The organism is Paenibacillus sp. BAC0078, assembly GCF_054483875.1.
The window spans coordinates 282,831-300,326 of record NZ_JBTLRW010000007.1 but is presented as its reverse complement, the minus strand read 5'-3'; the positions used below and the strand labels follow the sequence as shown (position 1 = coordinate 300,326).

Below are 17,496 nucleotides of genomic sequence, written 5' to 3'. Positions count from 1 at the left end.
CCGGAGGGCAGCTTTTAGCTCCCATCCGGGGATGTTTGCGTTCATTCCGGGCGACTATTTGACAGAGGAAGCCGATGCAGGAGCCTCCGGCGGCTGCGGATGTTCCTTGCAGTATTCCTCCCGATAAGCTTCTCCCCAGCTTTTGATGTTCAGAAGGGCTGTCTCCAGCCCTCTGCCCCACTCTGTTAGAGAATATTCCACCTTCCGGGAGACCTGCGGATACACCTTGCGGTGAACCAGACCATCGCGCTCCAGATCTCTGAGCTGAATAGCCAGCATCCGCTGGGTAATATCCGGGCACAATCTGCGTATTTCATTGAAGCGCTTCGGACCGCCGATCAGATGATAGAGCAGAACACCCTTCCATTTGCCGCCAATCAGCTCAATGGTATTCTGGAGTGAACTGGGGTTGCTGTTCGGGCCGGATGCTTCGCTTATCCTCTGTGTATTCATAGTCTCCGAACTCCTTTTTCCCTAAATATGTATATCCCTAAATAATACAATTGTATCATACATAATTGGAAACTAAAGAGAAATAACCTCAAATTGCCCTGATTTATCGGCAATCTGAGGTTATTTGTCATGAAATATTCGTTCATTAGAGCAGGCGTTTATCCCTTAGTCGGTATCCAGCCTCCAGTGTGGATCAATGCACCCCATAGCGGATCAGGGATTACAAGAGCGTTTTGGGCGGAAAGGTCGAGCTCGGTCTCAATTTCATCGGCCCGGCCTTCAGCGATCTTCTGCACGAAGTCTGGTTCGATCAGCAGCGGGCGGCCCAGAGCCACCAGGCTGATTCCACTATCCAGACTCTTGAGCGCAGCGTCCGCCGTATATAGGGAACCTACCCCAATCACCGGTAGTCCGCTGCCTGCGCGGTCAACGATTTGCTCAATCCGTGGGCGGCTGTCCTCGGTGCCGCGCCGGGGCAGTGACCATAGCTCCTGCAGCGAGACATGGAGATAATCAAGCCCTTCCTCTTTAAGCGCATCTACAAGCGCAAAGGTTTCGGCCATCGTAATCCCGGGTGTCTCAGGTTCTTCTGGAGAAAAGCGGTAGCCCACAAGAAACGGCGATGTCGCATGCGATTTCACCGCGTCTTTCACTGCACGCAGAACGGCCAGCGGGAACGTCAGACGCTTCTGCAAATCTCCGCCCCAGCGGTCATCGCGCGTATTGGAATGCGGGGAGAAAAACTGCTGCAGCAGATAGCCGTTCGCACCATGAATCTCCACGCCGTCAAATCCGGCTTCAATCGCCCGGCGTGTGGCCGCAGCGAAATCGGCAATAATGCCTTCGATTTCTTCATTGGTCAGCGCACGCGGAACAGGTCCGTGCCCGCCGCCCGGCAGCTCAGCCGGCACAGCGCTTGCGCTGACGGTCTGTCCGTCAAGCAGCAGCGCCGGAGGGCACTGGCGTCCACCATGAAAAATTTGCAGAACCGCCTTCGCACCTTCGCCCTTGATCGCATCGGCTAACTGCCGCAGGCTGGGAATCAGCTCATCACGGTCGGCGCCGAATTCACCCGGGAATCCCTTGCCTCCCCGGGATACGTATACACAGGCAGTAATCACCATACCGACACCTTTGGAACGGCGGATATAGTAATCCAACTCAGGCCCGGTTACCTCACCTTCCTCATTTGAGGAGAAGTTAGTCATGGGAGCCATAACTACGCGGTTTTTCAAGGAGACTCCGCTTGCGAACCGGAACGAGTCCAGCAGTGGACTATAATCTGTTTTTAACATCACCCAATAATCCCTCCAATATAGTTATATACCGAATATCTAATATCTTTTAGTAAGTTTCGTACATAGTGTAACCCAGTTGAACACAAAAAGAAAGCAGGCACATTTTTGTAACGTACTTTCCCTGCAGATACTATCTATATGAGCATTGAGGCATCTATCCACTTGCTATCTTTCACTTAGAGGGATGTCCTTCCAGATTACATTCTCGCCGTAGTTTTTGCCCCAGTCGTACATCATGCGCAGCACAGGAAGCAGACTTTGCCCGTACTCCGTCAATGAGTATTCTACTCTCGGCGGAACCTCGGCATACACTTGTCTGGATACAAGCTGATCCTCCTCCAGCTCACGGAGCTGGTTGGTCAGCATTTTCTGTGTGATATGGGGAATCAGCTTCTTAAGCTCACTGAAACGTTTGGTCCCTTCCAGACCCAGATGCCACAGAATAATCAGCTTCCACTTCCCGCCAATGACAGCAAGCGTAAGTTCCTTCTCACAGTTGATTTCCTTCAGGTTAATGCGGTCCTTAATCTCCGTCGCCAATTTGAAGCGGCCCCCTTTCGTTCCTAATCATACTACAAAATGCTCAGGGAACGCACACTGCAGCGTGCCCGCAAAGCTGCTCCATATACGCGAACAGACCGCCAGCTTGTAAGCCGGCGGTCTGTTCACTGCGGTATTATTTTATTTATTTGCCAATGATCCTTGCAGATTGCCTGAACTGAAATCCGGCTGCGCTGCAATAGTTGTGTCGCCTGCAGCTTTGGCTTTTTCAAGCGCTGCATTGTAGCGGGTGTTCAAATCCTGAAGCTCCTTGTCCAAATCGCCGCCGTCAAAAATATATTTATTGAAGACATCGACCTTCTTCAAGCCTTCCAGACGTCCTTCGGTAATAACCATCGGAGTCGCCGGATAAATTCCATCGAGCTTCGTTGGCAGGAAGTTCTCGATTCCCGCAATGTCCGGTGCCTTTGCAGCGGCAGCAACCGATGGGATAACCGAAACCCCATACCCGCCTTCCTGGTAAGCAGTCTGCACATCATCGCTATACATCCATTCGATAAATTTCCAGGCGGCATCCTTATGCTCTGAATCCTTGCTCATCGCCAGATAGCTGCCCGCAATAACCTGGCTGGCGCCATTCTGTTTTCCGTCAACGGTCGGAGGAGTTGCAGCAGCCCAGCGGATGTTCGTCGGGAATTGGGTTTTGTAGACACTCGGCTCAACCGAATGGTTAAAATACATGCCGATCTTGCCCTGGGCGAACTGTGCGCGCAGCGGGTCGATATCGAGCGATTCAGAGCCTGGCATCATACTTCCGTCCACCTTGATCTGCCGCAAAGCCTCAGCAACCTCTTTATACATGCCAAAGTCGAACTGGCCGGTCTGGAAGTTGAAGCCCTCAGTACCAACGGTCTTGCTGAGTGTAGTTATCGGATAAGCGATGCGCTCAAATCCGCTGGAGCTTTTGAAATTTCCGGCGAAGCCGTAAGCTCCGCTGTCTTTACCCGCTGCTGTAATCTTCTTAGCATCCTCCACCATCTCTGCCAGCGTAGTCGGCGGCGCTTTGATGCCGGCCTTCTCGAACAGATCAACGTTGTAAATCAGCCGCCAGAACTGGCCGATATTCGGCAGGGTGTATATTTTACCGTCGATGGTGTTCTTTTCATTAATGAGCACCTTCTCGAACCGGCTCTTCATCTCCGGTGTAATATAGCTGTCGAAGGATTCCAGGTAGCCTTTTTTAACCCATGTAGGCACATTGCCTGTATCCACGCGAAGAATATCAGGCGCCTGCTTGCTGGCGAAGGCGATATCCACCGACTGTGCGTAGTTCTCCGCCATCACCTTCATTTCAATGTCGATATCGGGATTAAGGCCCTCGTACTCACTAATTTTTTGCTCGATAAAATCAGAATCATGACGGTCGATGGTCCAGTAGACCAGCTTTGTTTTCTCCCCGGCGGCATTGCTCTTGCCTGTCTCCGCTTTCTCATTTGACGATGAGCAGGCGGCCAGCGAACCGGCCAGCAGCAGCGAAGCTCCAGTCAGCAGCCATTTGTTTGTTTTCATCTAAATTGCCTCCCTTTTGTCTTGTAATCGCATTCATTTCATATAAAAAGTATAAAATGCCGGCCCATTTCTAAGTGAAGGAGAAAACAACTATTCATGGGAGACGAAATCACTGTTTCCCCTCTCTTTAGCCAAGGCATATTTTGCGCGAAAGTCAGTAGGCGTCATGCCCGTATACTTTTTGAACAGCTCCGTGAAATAGGGACGGTCCTCATACCCCAAAGAGACAGCAATATCCTGTACCTGCATACCTTCCAGTACCAGCTCCTTGGCCTTCTCCATTCTTCTCCCGATAATAAATTGGGCAAGCGTCATCCCTGTCTCCTTTTTGAACAGATTGGAGAAATAACTGGGACTGAGATGAACCTCTCTCGCACAGTCGGCGACCGACATATTACGGTGCAGATTTCCATTGATATGGGTGATGGCCTGCTCCACGAGCTGACGCGCGTCACTGGACTGTCGTATATGCACGTACGCACAGCCCTGGCGGCAAAATTCCCGGATCTGTCTACGGAGCTCTTCAAAGGAAGTGGCGTCGTTCATGTCGGCCAGCTTCTTTTCCAGCGTCTTGACTTCGGAATCCAATGCCTTTTCCGAGAAGACCCGATGGATGGAATGGGCAAGCTCAAGACAGAGTGTCTTCACGATAGACGGGGTAGGAAGCGCCGGTCCAGCAAGCCATTCATTCCAGATATCATCCAGTTGTTCCTCAGCCTTGGTCAGGTTAGCTGAACGCAGACAATAGAGCAGTTCCTTCTCTTTGTCATAGGAGTATCTGGGCATGGCGGCATCCTCGTCCGTACCTTCTACATAGCGGTACACACTGTTCCCGCCGGTCAGAAAGGTGTGGGCGAGTGCGGACATCGCCTGCGCATAGGAAGCTGACAAATGCCCCGCTTCCTCCACTTCTCCGCCCAGCCCGATGGACACAGTCTGGTACGTATGCCGGCGTACGTTCTCACGGCATTTCTCCGCGAGCTGTTCTGCATCGAGCCCTACCGGAGGATTCATGACAATGACGAACTGGTTCACATTCTCACGGAATACGATGCCCTGCGTTAAGCCGGTTATCGTCTCTTCCAGAATATTTTGCACCGCAAAGCGGATCAGCTCCACCTCGGGAACCGGCAATTCAGCGGTCCGGTCCGCAAAAAAATCCATTTCCGCCACCATCACGCAGAAATGACGGCTGTTCATTTTGATGGCGTAGAAATCCCACTGCTGGCTCCGGTGCTGCTGTCTTGTGCCATAACGGATGAGCAGCCGCATATACTCCTGACGCAAATAGGGGAGACTCTCCCGCAGCTTCTGCTCCATGCCCCGCATCTGTTCGGCCTGGCTGCGTTCCCGCTCCAGCACCTCTTTGGCCTTCAATACAGACTCGATCACTTGCTCTTTGGTGAAGGGCTTGACAATCAGATCAAAGGCCCCGAGCTTAACGGCTTCCTGGGCATAGGCAAAATCGGAGTAGCCTGTCAGAAAAATCAGCTTGATGCCCGGCTGCTCTGCCTGTATGGTCCGCATCATCTCCAGACCATCGACAAAAGGCATCCGGATGTCGGTTAATACAATATCGGGACGATGCTGGCGAATTTGCTCCAGCCCCTCTTCACCGTTGGACGCGGTTGCTGCGACCTCAATCCCATGCTCCGCCCACGGAATCCGCAGCGACAATCCCCGTACCACTGAGGGAATATCGTCAACAATGCATATTTTAATGGTCTGAGCGTTGTTCAGGGTTCATTCCACCTTCCAAAGGAATTGACAGGAGTGCCTCGGTTTCAACATGCGGGCGGCTGCGGAAGGATAATTCAGCTCCCCTGCCATAATACAATTGCAAGCGGCTGCAGATGTTGGACAGTGCATACCCTCCGCTGCCGCTTGGCTCCTTCAGCCTGGCATTCAGCTTCTCCGCGTCCATGCCCGCTCCATTGTCGGTAACCCGGATAATCAGCCTGTGCTCCGCCACCTCCGCAATGATCCTGATGTCTCCCCCGCCACGCATCTCCTTCAGCCCGTGCAGGATGGAATTCTCCACCAAGGGCTGAAGAATGACCTTCAGCACAGGAAGCTCCAGCAGCTCCGGTCTCGCAGTTATGGTATATTCAAACAGCCCCTCGTAGCATTGCTGCTGGAGGTTAAGGTATTGGCGGACATGCTCCAGCTCCTTACCCAAGGTGGTAATTTCCTGCCCGTTGTTCAGGCCAAGCCTGAACAGCGCAGACAGGGAAATGACCATCTGTTTCACATCGTCATATTCATCCATTTCACATTTCCAGAAGATCGTATTGAGTGTGTTGTATAAAAAATGAGGTTCGATCTGCGCCTGGAGCGCCTTGATCTCAGCTTTCCTCTTTTCCTTTTCCGTATCCTTAACTTCAAGAATCAGCTCGCCGATCCGGTCCAGCATCTGGTTGAATTTGCGGCCCGCTTCCCCGATCTCATCCTGAAACGGGCTCTGGAACCGGGCATTCAGATCCTCCTGCTCTACCCGTGACATCGTCTTCTGCAGTTTCAGCAGCGGTCCAAGCAGTAGGGCCGACAGATATCTCGCAAGAAAAAGCGCGAGCACAATACACACCGCCATGATCATCAGCATCAGCCACTGGATGCTGCGGACAGGCTGGAGCAGCTCCTTCTTGGACAGGTAGCTAACCAATACCCAATCGCCCGCATAACGCGAAGTGGCATAGCTGACCAGCATCGGCCCATCACCGGCGGAATATTCGAAATTGCCTTTGTCCGCTTCCAGCAGCTTGTCTACAAACACGGAGGCCCGTGTCCATTCCGGCCGGTCCCGGTCTCCGAAGACACTTGCCCCCGCTGTGTTGATCAGCAGAAAACGCGCAGAGCCAAGGCCGGCACCGCCGCTTACGGTATCCTCCAGAATATCCTCTTTTACATTGACGGTCAGAAAAACATCGGGCACATAATTTTCCGAGAGCGGCTGCAGGAGCAGGGAGATGACGTCGTGTTTCCCGACAAACAGCTCATCTTGATGGCTCTCAACCCAATTGGATTCCGGGTTGTCTTTAATCCGCTGGTATAGCGAGGAATCAATAAATGATGTCTCTGTCCGGCGCTGGTTGCCAGTGGAATAGAAATCTCCATCCGGCGTACTGATCAGGATGGATTCGATAGAGTTTTCCGTCAGCTCCGCCTGAGTGAAGGGGCCTTGCAGCAATGAAAAATCGGCAAAAAAACGGTCTTTATTATGGGCCTGGATATCACGGATAGCCTGCTTATAAGCTTCACTCAGCATCATGGTAGAGGACGCCACAATAATCTGCTTCAGCTTCTGGTCCAGCACATTAACCGATTGATTCAGCACATTTTGGTTGAGCGTGGTGGAGTTGCGCTCCATCGCCCGTGAAGCAATGGAGTAAGCCCAAAGGCCGGTGACGGAGATGCAGAGCACCGTCAGCGCGGCAAACGATAACCATATTCTCTTCTTCAGCGAGGTCCGGTAAAGCCAGGCCTTCAGCATGTATACACACCCTTCTTGAATAGCTGTCCGGAGCCCGCTGTCTTGACCTTAGCCCTTTACGGAGCCTGCAGTCATCTGCATAAACGATTTATTGGCGAAGATATAGACAATAATCATGGGCAGCATAGACAAACATGCGCCGGCAAGCATTAGTTGCGGCTGAGCGGCATCACCGACGCCGTATTTCAGTCCCGCTAATCCTACGGTGAGCGTCTGCAGGGCAGGCTGCGTCATGGTGAACACCAGCGGCAGGATATATTCGTTCCATGCCCCGCGGAAGGTCCAGAGCGCAGTGACCCCCAAAGCCGGAGTCAAAAGCGGCAAGACCACACGAAAATATACGCTATAAAAGTTACAACCGTCAATAAATGCGGCCTCGTCCAGCTCTTTCGGAATCGCCCGCACAAAACCGATCAGCATAAAGAACGCCGTGGCATGGGCACTGATCAGGATGATGATGACGCCCCAGAGCGATTTTTGCAAATGAAGCGCTACCATTAGATCGAACTGAGGCCGCAGCACTACAGCGCCGATTGAGATAAACAACGTACAGGATTGAATCATAACATATAGACGTTTGCCGTAGAAATCAACTCTTGCAACTGCATAAGCAGCCATCGTTCCTATTAATAGAGTCCCTAAGGTTGTAAACACACTGATAAATACACTGTTCCAGGTAAAACGGGCGAAATTGGCCGAATTCCAGGCCTGCGCATAGTTTTCGAGTTTCCATTCTTTTGGCAGCAGGGTCGTCCCTGTCGTTAATTCCAGGTTGGTTTTTGCAGATCCGAAAAATGCCAGAATAATTGGAAACAACGCAAAGGCCGCCACCAGGAGCAGGAAAATCCACAGCAGTGTCCGGGACAGCGCCTTTCGGGTCTTGGCCGAACGGGCCTGGTCCGAAATCATCTTCGTTTCCGCATGCAAAGTACTCACTGTTCATTCTCCTCTCTTTTAATAGATATCATTCAATTTCTTAGAGATGTAAAAGTAAACCAGCGTGATCATACCCACGATAACCGCAGTAGCAAAGCCGACCGCACTTCCGTAACCGAACTGCTGGATGCTTGTGCCGCCACTGGATACAGGGAAAAACAGCTTATAGAGATATAGATACATAACTTCCGTTTTGCCGTAAGGCCCGCCCTCGGTAAGCACCATAATGCTCTCGTAGCCCTTGAGTGAGGCTGTAATCGCAAGCATAATAATCATTTGCAGCACAGGTCCCAGCATGGGGATGGTGACACTCCACATTTTTCTCAGCGGTCCGGCCCCGTCCAGGGAAGCCGCTTCATAGAGATCCTCTGGAATGTTCTGAAGGCCGGCGATGAAGAGCAGCATATAGTTGCCGATTGCCCCCCAGATCGCGATAATAATCGCCGTCAGCAGGGCGTATTTTGGACCCAGCCAGTCAATTGGAGCAGAAATAATTCCAGAACCGAGAAGCAATTGATTAACCATTCCGTTGTACGAATTAAAGATAACGTAGAATACAATCGCCATGACCGAAGCACTGATAACGGTAGGCATGAAGTAAATCGCTCTCAAAAGCTGCCGGCCCTTCAAGGCGCGGTTGAGGACAACGGCCAGCACAAAGGACAGCGGAAGGGTGACCAGCAGCTTGCCGCCCGCATAGATGAAGGTGTTGACCACCGAATGCCAGAATTCCTTGTCCCGCAGCAGCCGTTCGAAATTATCGAGTCCGATGAACAATGGCTTTCCAAACCCCTGATAATCATAGAACATGTACTTTAACGCCCAAAAGATGGGATACACCCCAAAAATCAGCGTCAGAATCAAGCTGGGAGCAACGAAGGTCCAGGCATTAATTTGACGTTTCGATTGATTCATTTATTGTTCCCCCTGTCATTGAACTAAGCTTCTGTCCTTAATGATAATTCGCTCCCTTCAAACCGGTTATGGAGAAAGCGACTGCGCTTGGGGGAGAATTTCACTTTTTCAGTCGCTTTGTCCCCTTCCTTCCCTGTGTTTTTCTATCCCGGTCCTGGTGCAGGCACAGCTATACTTATGGAAGAAAGCGAAGGCCAGAGAATCATTACAACGTCACAGGGAGGTTCGAAAAAAACGATGAATTCAGCATACGGCAACGGGACTTACGCCCGGCCCTTTGGCTGCTATACGGAGGAACAACTTGAGAGCATTCGCGGCAGAATTGAACATCTTCCCGCGATCCGGCGGGAATACGAAAGACAACGGCGTTTGTCCGGGCAATTTGCCGCCCGGGAGGCGGCCGCTCCACTTCACGGACTCGGAGCGTTCCGGGTGGAACCCTTTGTTTTCGAAATCCCTTCCGAAGCGTCCTTTCTAAAGCTGGCTGTGCAAATTCAGGGGCGGGGAGAAGCACGCATTGGCGGCCTGAGTCTGACCCACTCCCAGCTTGGCTTGCCGGTTGCGCTAACGAACGGAAATTTGCAGTACGCTTTGACAGGATGGTGTCAGGAGCCGGGAAGCGGCAGCAGAGTTTATCTGGAGCAGATGGCTGGCGGGCAGCACGGCCTGCAGCCATCCGGTGTAACTCCATCAGGCGCTGCTCCGGCAGACGATCTGCAGTGCATATATATAAGCAATGAGGAAGAAACCGGATTGACAGTCCTTCGTTATGAGGAGATCATTCCTGTACGCGAAGGCGACCATTACAGCATGCAGACGGCGCTTAGTCTGGAGGCCCCCCTTAGCGGAGGCATCTATGCAGAGGTCCGTTTTCTGAATGCCGATAGGCACCCGCTCGGGCAAGCTCTGCTCTCTCCGCCCTTTAACCGGCCGACGCTTACCAACTGGGCCTACCTGCTGGAGGCTGCGGGTGCAGACGCCAATGTGTATATGATGTCGGGCGAGCATGTCTTTGCGGACCGGGCCAAGCGAAAGCTGAAGTACATGCTTGCAGACATGAGGATTGGTATGGATATTTTCCGCAGAGACGGCTGGCATGACGACGATACGTACGGTGCGGTGCATATCGGGAGGGGGCTGGCCGCAACCTCGGTCATTTACGACCAGATTGCCGGCAGCGGGGTTCTGGTTGCCGCAGAACAGGAAGAGCTACTTGACCATTTCCGCTATATCGCAGCGATGATGATGGATACCGGCTACTACCGGTTTGATCTGGAGACCTTCCCGGACGAGAAGGGCGGCAAGCGCAGCAACTGGAATGCGGACCGGGCGACCGGACTCGGCGTGTATGCCCTGCTGTTCCCGCAGGAGCAACAGAGTGATGCCTATCTGGAGCATGCGCTCTCCGTCATCGACTGGCAGCTTGCAGAAGTGGTGGACCAAGACGGCGCATGGCCGGAGAATATCCGCTACCACGGAGCTGTACTGCACCGTTATTTCCTGTTCTTTGTCCTGTTGAAGCGCCTGAAGGGTGTTGATTATTTCAGGCACGACAAGATCAAAGGCATGTACCGGTTCCTAATCGGCACAGTGACCGCAGCAGACATCATCCAGGGCGGCCCCTCCGGCTCTCCCGTCCTGCTTACACCGGCTGTCGGCGATGCCAATGTGCAGGAAAAGTGGTTCCGCCTGCTCGGCTATGCGGCTTCCTTCTACGCGGAAGAGGACCCGCAGCTTGCCGGGGAAATGATCTGGACCTGGAAGCACGGCGGGGAACCGGTAGAGGATAACGGAGCGTATCCTCTGCCGCTGGTTGCTCTGCTGTATCCGCAGCCGAACCTCCCAGCGCTGAGGCCCACTCTTGGTTCCGTACATTATCCCGGTATCGGCTATGTCATCTTCCGCAGCGGAGAGCAGAATCTGCAGCACTATGCGATCTACGAGGCTTCACCGCTAACTTATCATGCTCATCACGATGAGGGACACTTCTCAATCTGGGCAAACGGGATTCCGGTCACTCTGGATTCCGGAACAGGAGGCTATTACAACGGAGACCGGCATTGGTATGTATCCGGTGCGGCGCATAATGTCGTCCAATTCGCCGATACCTGCGGCCGATTCGTAAACGGCCCGCTGCAAAGTAACTGCAAGGAAGTCAGGTTCTCGGAGGAGCTGGATTATGCAAGAAGCAGCATTCCAGATGCTAACGCCGGAGAGTACGAACGAAATTTCTTATTCATTAAAGCAGGGTTTGACGTTTACTTGGTCTGGGACCGTATCGAGGGAGCGGCGGACAGCGTCTGGAATTTGCATACGCTTAGCACGGGGGCAGAAATAACGGAGCAAGCCATTGATGCCGCGTGTCTCAGCGGCATGAGGCTGAGTGCGCATATCGCTGAGCCCGCGCGCCCAGTTATCACTGTACGGGAAGGCGCTGTAGGCGGGGCTTACCCGCTGGCGGCGCAGCAGCATTTCCGCGTATACGGGGGAGCAAGCGACTATGTAATTCTGCTGCAGCCCCGGACAGAGGACACTCCCCCGCTCCGGCTGGAGCGGATCGACTGTGATGAGGCTGCCGAAGGTGTGCGTTTGTACAAAATTTCCCGCGCAGATGGTGCGTGGTTTATCGCTGCCATCAACGGCACCGGGCAGGCCCGGTATATCACAGTCCCGGGCATCGGCCTGCTTAGGCTGCTGGGCGAGCCTGACACGGCTGCTTCCGGACAGTCTGAGCAGAACGGGCTGACGCTTCAGGCTGGCAAGGTTCACATCTACATGCCGCGATAAATGGTCAGATGTCTTTTGAACTTGAGCTGCGCCGAGCGCTGCATACACAAACAACGCCTGTCCATTCTCCCGGACAGGCGCTCTTTATGTTATTCCAGATTGGCATGCTTGCCGAACATCCGCGTGGAGGTCTGGCCGGTCTGCTCCATGATCCGCAGGATCACGGCATCATAGAACAGCAGCAGGGTCTGCTCGAACAGCGATGCCATCGGCTGGATAGTAATCTGGCCGCCGTCCGTCTGTTCTTTGGTTGCGCCCGGCAGCCGGACGATCAGATCGGCCAGCCGTCCTATAGACGACTCCGGGGAAATCGTCACTGCTACAACGGCGGCCCCCACGGCCTTGGCTTTTCCAGCCATGGACAAGAGGCTTGCCGTCTCGCCGGAGCCAGTGCCCAGCACCAGCACATCGCCAGCAGCGATGCCGGGCGTCACCGTCTCACCGACGACGTAGGCCTCCTTCCCGGCATGCATCAGCCGCATGGCAAATGCCCGGCCCATCAGGCCCGAGCGGCCTGCTCCGGCAACAAATACCTTGCCCCCGCGCAGAAGCAGCTCCGCCAGCCGCTCCGCCTCCACTGAGTCAAGCTGCGAGACTGAGCGCTGCAGCTCATTGACAATTTCCTGGGCATATTCCACTGTATCCATGAATTTCTATGCCTGGCTGACAAGGCGTTTCATTTCTGCCGCCGCTGCCTTCTGGTCGCTTTCGCCGGTAATGCCGCCGCCCACAATCACCAGATCAGGACCTGCTGCAATGACTTCAGGCAGCGTACCCAGCTTGATGCCGCCAGCAATCGCCGTCTTCGCTTGCTTCACGACGCTCTTGATCGCCTGCAAATCGGCAAAGGAGTTTTTGCCTTCAGCCTGATGGTCGTAGCCGGAATGCACACAGATATAATCCACGCCAAGCGCATCCACTTCAGCCGCTCTGACCGAAATATCCTTCACGTTGATCAGATCCACCAGAATCTCCCGGCCGCTCTTCTTCGCTTCCTCAACGGCGCCTTTGATTGTCGAGTCGTCGGATACGCCGAGTACCGTTACAATGTCCGCCCCCGCTTCCGCTGCCTTCATTACCTCATAACCGCCGGCATCCATAATTTTCAGATCGGCCAATACGGCCAGAGCAGGAAATGCGTCCTTAATCGCCTTAACCGCATGCAGCCCTTCATTAATGACAATCGGAGTTCCAATCTCCACGATATCAATAAATTCGGCGACCTCCGAGACAATTTCCTTTGCTCCGTTAATATCTACAAGATCCAGCGCTAATTGCAGCTTCATCTATACCAGACTCCTTTTTTATATAATTAAGTAAGTGCTGTACATAGTGTAGCGTCCATAGGTTTAATAAGGGAAGTAGGCACTTTATTGTGGTGTAGTCACCGCGAGGATACTATTGTACGTATGTAAGATTTGCTTCAAGCGTATTTTGGAAAAATACACGATGATTTTTTTCAGTATTTTCGTAAAATTACTGCAATTTCATAAAAGCTGTGCTAACATACACCTTGTTTACAGCGATTCGGCAACAAGGAATAACTTGAAGAAGGTGTGTAATGGAGCAGACAAAACATCAGGATTTTAATTTGATTAAGCTGACCTGGCCGATTTTTCTGGAGCTGTTTTTGTTCATGCTTATGGGCAGTGTAGATACATTTATGATCAGTTCCGTATCGGATGATGCGGTGTCTGGAGTTGGTGCAGCAAATCAGATCATTACAATGGCTATATTGATACTCAGCGTGATCGGCAACGGCGCAGCGATTGTTGTCTCGCAATATCTCGGAGCCAGGAACCCCAAGGAGGCCGCAAAGGTCACCGGCAACGCCGTTACTCTTAATCTGGCTGTGGGCATCGTCCTTAGTACGGTGCTGCTGATCTTCGGAGAAGCACTGCTGCGCATGCTGAACGTTACAGGAGATATTCTGGTTCACGCCAAGGTGTATATTCATATTGTCGGGGGCGGGATTTTTCTGCAGGCGCTGCTGAATGCTCTGGCGACTACCATCCGTACGTACGGCTTCACCAAGCAGACGATGCTGGTATCTCTGCTGATGAATGTGATTCACGTTGTCGGCAACTATCTGCTGATCTTTGGACATTTCGGCTTGCCGGCTCTGGGTGTAGAGGGTGCTGCGATTTCCACGATAGCCAGCCGGCTGATCTGCCTCGTACTCTTCTTCCTGCTGCTCTACAGCATTATGGAAGTGCGGGTCAAATGGACCTATTACATTCATCTTTCCAAAAAATATGTGCTGCAAATTCTCAGAATCGGCATCCCGTCCGCTTTTGAATCGGTCATTTATCAATCCTGTCAGCTGGTATTCACCTTATATATTACGTATTTGGGTGCTGAAGCCATGGCTACCCGCCAGTATGCACTGAATATCTCCAACTATATTTATCTGTTCAGCGTTGCGGTGTCCATGGGTACCTCGATTATCGTGGGGCATCTCGTCGGAGCAAAACGGCCGGAGGAGGCCTACAAGCGGGTGTTCGACAGTGTGAAGTGGGCGCTGCTCGTCACGGTCATTATAGATGCCGCCGTCATTTTCTTCCGCGTGCCGCTAATGGGGCTGTTCACGGATAATCTGGAGATCGTCGCCTTGGGCGCACAGGTGATTCTGCTCAGTATCTTTCTGGAGACGGGCCGCACCTGCAACCTCGTTATTATCAACTCGCTGCGCGCCTCCGGCGACGCCAAATTCCCCGTCTATATGGGGCTCATTTCGATGGTCTGCCTTAGCCTGCCGCTCGGTTATGTGCTGGTGTTCCAGCTTAATCTGGGTCTGGCCGGGGTCTGGCTGGCTACCGCTTTTGACGAATGGCTCCGGGCAGTCATCATGTATTTCCGCTGGAAGAGCAGAGCCTGGGAGAAGCACGGCCTGATCAAGCACGATGCGGCAGAACCCGCCAGTCCTACCCCCGTAGCGGCTAACTGACGTATAATAGAATGAATAAGCGGTTCCGCGAGATCTTTTCAGATCCGGCGAACCGCTTTTTTATACATATCATAATCCAATTTACAACAAATAAGGAGGATGTTTACGATGACAATGAATAAGCGGAAAGAAATAGAGACTCAGCGTTTCAACAACCTCGCGCCTGTCTGGAGCAACAATAATGAAACGATTGGGCAGGCGGAAAAGGCTGTCCAAGCTCTTGGCATACAAAGCGGACAGAGCCTCATGGATGTAGCGTCCGGCAGCGGTGTCATTCTCCATGCGCTACAGAAGCTGCAGATTGCACCCCGGCGCTACTTGGCGATGGACATTTCCCCGGCCATGCTGGAGGAGCTGCACAGAAGCTTCCCTGAGGCGGAGACCGACTGCGCCGATTTCGAGAGCCCGCTCGCTTACCATCCTGGCTTCGACTACGTGCTGATCTATAACAGCATCCCCCATTTCTCTGATCTGGACATGCTGTTCGCCAACGCGAAGCGTTGCCTGCTGCCGGGCGGTACCTTTATGATTGCCCATTCCAGAACACGGCAAGGCCTGAAGGAGCATCATCAGCGCATCGGTCACACCAGTGAACGCCCGCCTATCCCTGCTGATGAAGAGCTGGCTGACCTGGCAGCCAAATATGCTTTTGACCATGTTGTGACCGCGGATGATGAATTTTTCTATTTTTCTTGCCGCAGCAGGGGGTGAATCTCTTCTTCGGGCGCAGCGCACTCGCCTCACACATTACCCTTTTACAGAACCAGCCGCAATTCCCTCGACAATCCGCTCGCTCATAATCAGGAACACCAGCAGAATCGGCAGAATGCTGATCATCAGAGTCGCACCGATGGCGCCCCAATCCGTAGTGTATTGGCCGATGAAATTCTGCACCCCAACCGTAAGCGTCTTTAAATGATCCGAGCTAATGAATGTGTTGACGAAAATGAACTCGTTCCAGTTATAGATCATATTAATAATTGCCGTGGTAGCCAGCACTGAAGAGGTCATAGGCAGCACAATCCAAAAGAACATCTTATTCACAGAGCAGCCGTCGATAATCGCCGCTTCCTCCACTTCCTTCGGCAGTGAATAGTAAAAACCAAGCAGGATCATGATGGTTGTCGGCAGGTTGAACGCTACATACGACAGGATGATAGAGACCGGGTTGTCCGTCAAATGAAGCTTGTTGAACGTACTGAACAAAGGAATCAGCGTAGAATGGACCGGGATCATAAGTCCTACCATGAACAGGCCCAGCACAAACGAGCTGCTCTTCCATCTCATCCGGGTTACCGCAAAGGTAACAAAGCTGGCAAGTAGTACCGTAAGCGCCAGTGACACCGCTGTAATCCACACACTGTTGATGAAATACTGGCCAATATTTCCGTTCGACCACACATTGGCGTAGTTGCTCCAGTGGGGATGGGCCGGAATCGCAAAGGGAGCCATATTGAAGACTTCCTGATTGTTCTTCAGCGAGAAAATAAACAGCCAGACCAGCGGCAGCACCTGAATTACAGCCACGGCAATGAGCGCAATATAGAGCACGCTATATCCAGCTCTGCGCAGCAGATGGCTTCCGCTCCGATGGCGCAAGGGGGGATAGCTGTAAGCAGCTTCAGTTCTCATTGTATACTCTCCTTTCCCGTGGGCTGGATCAAGAATATTGAATCGTCTCTTTGGAGGCGGTAGCCTTACGGATCAGGAAGGTCGCTACCAGACAGATCAGCAACAGGAAGAATCCGATGGCGCTGCCATATCCGAAGTCAAAGCTGCGGAATGCTTTATGATACATATAGGAGGCCATCACCTCACTGGCTCCGTTCGGGCCGCCGTCGGTCATCACATAGATGAGGTCAAAGTATTTCAGCGAGCCCACTACCGACAGCACCACCGTAACCTTAATCACCTCATTGATCAGCGGAAGCTTGATCCGGGTGGCGATCTGCCAAGGGTTGGCCCCGTCAATCCGCGCCGCTTCGGTCAGCGACTCGGGGATGTTCTTCAGAGCGGCATAATAGATCAGGATATAAAATCCGGCATACTGCCAAATAATCGGTATAAACAGCGCTATCAGCACTATGGACGGTTCGGCCAGCCAAGCGGGCGGGTTATCGACTCCCAGCGACATCAGCAGGTCGTTCAGCACCCCATTCGTAGGATGGTAAATTTTCATCCAGAGCTGAGCAATGGCCACCGAAGACAACAGCATCGGGATCAGATAGATTTTGCGCAGCAGATTCGCACCTTTGATCTTGCCCGAGAGCACCAGCGCAATCCCCAGGTAGCCGATCAGACTGATTCCCGAGAATAAAGCGAGCATCAAGGAATGCAGGGCACTTTGCCAGAAATCGGAGTCCTTCATCAGTTCCTTATAATTATCCAGCCCGATAAAGACCATCTTGCTGATTCCATCCCATTGGTTCAGCCCGTAATAGCCGGTCAGTACAATCGGAATATATATAATGCCCATGATCAGCAGCAGGGAAGGCAGCACGTAGAGCGCAATCACCAGCTTGTTGGACATCACTTTCTCCATAGGGGTAAACCCTCCTTTCCTTGTGTTGCGAGAAACAGAAGGCCCCTAGCACCACAGG

At 52.6% G+C, this 17,496-nt stretch carries 15 protein-coding genes; 3 read left to right on the top strand and 12 right to left on the bottom strand.

The genetic code is table 11. The features are described from left to right. Positions 1–54: 54 nt before the first annotated feature. From ACX1DY_RS15865 to ACX1DY_RS15830, 8 genes are all read right to left on the bottom strand, one after another. Positions 55–453 carry a winged helix-turn-helix transcriptional regulator gene (locus ACX1DY_RS15865; protein ID WP_458965150.1) on the bottom strand — a complete coding sequence of 133 codons (399 nt, stop codon included), beginning with the start codon at positions 451–453 and terminating at the stop codon, positions 55–57. 158 nt (positions 454–611) lie between these two features. Then, positions 612–1,748, bottom strand: a complete 1,137-nt coding sequence (locus tag ACX1DY_RS15860; protein WP_458965194.1) for an NADH-dependent flavin oxidoreductase — start codon at positions 1,746–1,748, stop codon at positions 612–614. Positions 1,749–1,916: 168 nt separating this feature from the next. Next, positions 1,917–2,291, bottom strand: coding sequence for a winged helix-turn-helix transcriptional regulator (locus ACX1DY_RS15855; protein ID WP_458965149.1), 375 nt, complete (start codon positions 2,289–2,291; stop codon positions 1,917–1,919). A gap of 141 nt (positions 2,292–2,432) precedes the next feature. Further along, positions 2,433–3,821: an ABC transporter substrate-binding protein gene (locus ACX1DY_RS15850; RefSeq protein ID WP_458965148.1), complete on the bottom strand. Its 1,389-nt coding sequence runs from the start codon at positions 3,819–3,821 to the stop codon at positions 2,433–2,435. 90 nt (positions 3,822–3,911) lie between these two features. After that, a complete protein-coding gene (locus ACX1DY_RS15845; protein ID WP_458965193.1) occupies positions 3,912–5,531 on the bottom strand; it encodes a response regulator in 1,620 nt (539 codons plus the stop codon). 7 nt (positions 5,532–5,538) lie between these two features. Then, on the bottom strand, positions 5,539–7,311 hold the full coding sequence (locus ACX1DY_RS15840) for a sensor histidine kinase (protein WP_458965147.1): 1,773 nt from the start codon (positions 7,309–7,311) through the stop codon (positions 5,539–5,541). A 48-nt stretch (positions 7,312–7,359) separates the two neighbouring features. Further along, complete coding sequence (locus ACX1DY_RS15835) at positions 7,360–8,220, bottom strand: carbohydrate ABC transporter permease (protein ID WP_458965192.1); 861 nt, start codon at positions 8,218–8,220, stop codon at positions 7,360–7,362. Positions 8,221–8,265: 45 nt separating this feature from the next. Next, complete coding sequence (locus ACX1DY_RS15830; RefSeq protein WP_458965146.1) at positions 8,266–9,162, bottom strand: carbohydrate ABC transporter permease; 897 nt, start codon at positions 9,160–9,162, stop codon at positions 8,266–8,268. Positions 9,163–9,399: 237 nt separating this feature from the next. Here ACX1DY_RS15830 and ACX1DY_RS15825 point away from each other — a divergent pair, with 237 nt between their 5' ends. After that, positions 9,400–11,949, top strand: a complete 2,550-nt coding sequence (locus ACX1DY_RS15825) for a heparinase II/III domain-containing protein (protein ID WP_458965145.1) — start codon at positions 9,400–9,402, stop codon at positions 11,947–11,949. 89 nt (positions 11,950–12,038) lie between these two features. On the opposite strand, the gene hxlB is transcribed toward ACX1DY_RS15825, so the two are convergent. Beyond that, on the bottom strand, positions 12,039–12,596 hold the full coding sequence (hxlB, locus tag ACX1DY_RS15820) for a 6-phospho-3-hexuloisomerase (protein WP_458965144.1): 558 nt from the start codon (positions 12,594–12,596) through the stop codon (positions 12,039–12,041). 6 nt (positions 12,597–12,602) lie between these two features. Beyond that, positions 12,603–13,235: a 3-hexulose-6-phosphate synthase gene (gene hxlA, locus ACX1DY_RS15815; RefSeq protein ID WP_458965143.1), complete on the bottom strand. Its 633-nt coding sequence runs from the start codon at positions 13,233–13,235 to the stop codon at positions 12,603–12,605. 275 nt (positions 13,236–13,510) lie between these two features. Between hxlA and ACX1DY_RS15810 the strand changes: the two genes are divergently transcribed. Next, positions 13,511–14,896, top strand: coding sequence for an MATE family efflux transporter (locus tag ACX1DY_RS15810; RefSeq protein ID WP_458965142.1), 1,386 nt, complete (start codon positions 13,511–13,513; stop codon positions 14,894–14,896). Between the two features lie 108 nt (positions 14,897–15,004). Then, a complete protein-coding gene (locus ACX1DY_RS15805) occupies positions 15,005–15,607 on the top strand; it encodes a class I SAM-dependent methyltransferase (RefSeq protein WP_458965141.1) in 603 nt (200 codons plus the stop codon). Positions 15,608–15,643: 36 nt separating this feature from the next. Here ACX1DY_RS15805 and ACX1DY_RS15800 read toward each other — a convergent pair whose 3' ends face one another. Next, the gene (locus ACX1DY_RS15800) at positions 15,644–16,528 is read right to left on the bottom strand and encodes a carbohydrate ABC transporter permease (protein ID WP_458965140.1); all 885 of its coding nucleotides are present in this window, start codon (positions 16,526–16,528) and stop codon (positions 15,644–15,646) included. Between the two features lie 28 nt (positions 16,529–16,556). Continuing rightward, positions 16,557–17,438: a carbohydrate ABC transporter permease gene (locus tag ACX1DY_RS15795; protein WP_458965139.1), complete on the bottom strand. Its 882-nt coding sequence runs from the start codon at positions 17,436–17,438 to the stop codon at positions 16,557–16,559. Positions 17,439–17,496 lie beyond the last annotated feature (58 nt).

Excerpts from the sequence above, each read along its gene's own strand:
- ACX1DY_RS15835 (WP_458965192.1), bottom strand. The coding sequence starts at position 8,220 with ATGATTTCGGACCAGGCCCGTTCGGCCAAGACCCGAAAGGCGCTGTCC.
- ACX1DY_RS15795 (WP_458965139.1), bottom strand. The coding sequence starts at position 17,438 with ATGGAGAAAGTGATGTCCAACAAGCTGGTGATTGCGCTCTACGTGCTG.
- ACX1DY_RS15840 (WP_458965147.1), bottom strand. The coding sequence starts at position 7,311 with ATGCTGAAGGCCTGGCTTTACCGGACCTCGCTGAAGAAGAGAATATGG.
- ACX1DY_RS15810 (WP_458965142.1), top strand. The coding sequence starts at position 13,511 with ATGGAGCAGACAAAACATCAGGATTTTAATTTGATTAAGCTGACCTGG.
- ACX1DY_RS15800 (WP_458965140.1), bottom strand. The coding sequence starts at position 16,528 with ATGAGAACTGAAGCTGCTTACAGCTATCCCCCCTTGCGCCATCGGAGC.
- ACX1DY_RS15805 (WP_458965141.1), top strand. The coding sequence starts at position 15,005 with ATGACAATGAATAAGCGGAAAGAAATAGAGACTCAGCGTTTCAACAAC.
- ACX1DY_RS15850 (WP_458965148.1), bottom strand. The coding sequence starts at position 3,821 with ATGAAAACAAACAAATGGCTGCTGACTGGAGCTTCGCTGCTGCTGGCC.
- ACX1DY_RS15830 (WP_458965146.1), bottom strand. The coding sequence starts at position 9,162 with ATGAATCAATCGAAACGTCAAATTAATGCCTGGACCTTCGTTGCTCCC.
- hxlB (WP_458965144.1), bottom strand. The coding sequence starts at position 12,596 with ATGGATACAGTGGAATATGCCCAGGAAATTGTCAATGAGCTGCAGCGC.
- ACX1DY_RS15865 (WP_458965150.1), bottom strand. The coding sequence starts at position 453 with ATGAATACACAGAGGATAAGCGAAGCATCCGGCCCGAACAGCAACCCC.
- ACX1DY_RS15825 (WP_458965145.1), top strand. The coding sequence starts at position 9,400 with ATGAATTCAGCATACGGCAACGGGACTTACGCCCGGCCCTTTGGCTGC.
- hxlA (WP_458965143.1), bottom strand. The coding sequence starts at position 13,235 with ATGAAGCTGCAATTAGCGCTGGATCTTGTAGATATTAACGGAGCAAAG.
- ACX1DY_RS15860 (WP_458965194.1), bottom strand. The coding sequence starts at position 1,748 with ATGTTAAAAACAGATTATAGTCCACTGCTGGACTCGTTCCGGTTCGCA.